Here is a 1,746-nt window from a genome sequence, read left to right on the forward strand (position 1 = left end):
CGCATGGTCTGTCCTTTCTGTGATGCGGCAGGGAGCCGGTCCGGCCCTGGCGGCTAACGCCATGGCCCCGCTCCCGGCGGCAGCGGGGTGTTAGAGGTGTGTTAGAGGGGGAGCACGGTGGCTCCGATGAGGTTCTGGATGCTGGAGGTGAGGAGTGTCCAGGCTCCGCTGATCATCGCGATGCCGGTGGCGATCATGAGGACCCCGCCGGTGATGTTGATGGTGCGGATGTGGCGGCGCAGGAACGTGATGCTTCCGGTGGCCCAGTTCAGGCCGGCGGCGGCGGCGATGAAGGGCAACCCCAGGCCCAGGCAGTAGGTGACGGCGAGGAGGGCGCCGCGGGCGGGGTTGCCGGTGGTGAGGCTGAGGGCGGAGATCGCGGCGAGGGTGGGGCCCAGGCACGGGGTCCAGCCGAGCCCGAACGCGATGCCGAGCAGGGGAGCTCCGGCCAGCCCGCTGGGTGGGTGGATGGCGGGTTTCGCGGTGCGTTGGAAGAGCCGGAACACGCCGAGGAACACGAGCCCCATCAGCAGGACCACGATCCCGAGGATGCGGGTGAGGAGATCTTGCCAGCGGATGAGCCAGGCCCCCAGGGCGCCGAACGCGGCCCCGTAGCCGATGAACAGGACGGAGAAGCCGAGGGTGAACAGTCCGGTCCCGGCCAGCGCCCGCCACCGGGAGACCCCCGCGGTGGTGGTGGTGCCGGTGAGGTAGCCGAGGTAGCCGGGCACGAGGGGGAGCACGCAGGGGGAGGCGAAGGACACCAGCCCGGCGAGGAGGGCTAGGGGGAGGGCGGCCCAGATGCTGCCGGCGGTGATGATCTCCCCCATCAGGGGCTCGTCTCGGCGAGGACGGTGTCGATGAGGGCGGCGAGGGTGGTGCGGGTAGGCAGTTGCCCGATGATGCGGGCGGCCATCCGGCCGGTGCGGTCCAGGACGATTGTGGTGGGCACGGCGCCGGGGGCGGCTTTCCCGGCGAACGCGGCTTGCACCGTGCCGGTGGTGGCGTCCAGGATCGACGGGTAGGTGATGCCGAACTGGTTCTCGAACGCGGCGGCGGTGTCGGCGCTGTCGCGCACGTTGACGCCGATGAACACGACACCGTCGGGCTGGTAGGTCTGGGCGAGGGCTTCCAGGTCGGGCGCTTCGGCACGGCAGGGCGGGCAGGCGGCGTACCAGAAGTTCACCACAACGACCGAACCCGCCCACGCGGTGGAATCCGCCTGCTCCCCGGTGTCGGTGGTGCCGGTGAAGGTGACCGGGTCGTCGCGCTGGTCGGCGGGGATCTCCCGCACGGTCTCGTCCGCGGACAGATACCCCGGGGACGGGGAGGAGGACAACAGGCCGGGCGTCTGGGCGGTGCACCCGGCCAGAAGCAGGACGAGCGCGCCGAACACGGCGACCGCGGCGGCGGTGACGGCGCGGCGGGGTGGGCGTGTCAGGGTGGTGGGGGTGCGCATGCGGGATCACTCCGGTCGGTCAGGTGTTCGTGCTCTTGCTGGTGGGGCGGCGGCGGCCGGCGAGGATGGCGCCGGTGATCAGCAGCAGCGCCCCGGTCGGGTACCCGGCGACCAGGTCGAGCCAGCCGGAGGGCTGGCCGGGGCCGAACACTTCCAGGTGCGCGAGCCAGTGGATGATCGCGACGATCGCGCCGGCGGCCATCAGGGCCTGGCCGACCCGGACGAGCAGGCGGTGTCGCCGCCAGGCGCGTTGCGGGTCCTCAGCTGGGGCGGGGCGGGGGGGGGGG

The 1,746-nt window shown here is 72.2% G+C and carries 3 protein-coding genes; all 3 read right to left on the bottom strand.

Features of this window, described 5'->3' with window-relative positions:
- Positions 1-101: 101 nt before the first annotated feature.
- Positions 102-830 carry a cytochrome c biogenesis CcdA family protein gene (locus tag DSP71_RS11535; RefSeq protein WP_005049586.1) on the bottom strand — a complete coding sequence of 243 codons (729 nt, stop codon included), beginning with the start codon at positions 828-830 and terminating at the stop codon, positions 102-104.
- On the bottom strand, positions 830-1,459 hold the full coding sequence (locus DSP71_RS11540; protein WP_005049587.1) for a TlpA disulfide reductase family protein: 630 nt from the start codon (positions 1,457-1,459) through the stop codon (positions 830-832). The genes DSP71_RS11535 and DSP71_RS11540 overlap by 1 nt, the downstream gene beginning before the upstream one ends.
- Positions 1,460-1,478: 19 nt before the next feature.
- On the bottom strand, positions 1,479-1,746 hold a 268-nt coding region (locus DSP71_RS11545; RefSeq protein WP_113681153.1), incomplete at its 5' end, for a hypothetical protein.

Source organism: Microbacterium sp. H6 (assembly GCF_003314775.1).
Classification (GTDB): domain Bacteria; phylum Actinomycetota; class Actinomycetes; order Actinomycetales; family Microbacteriaceae; genus Microbacterium; species Microbacterium oxydans.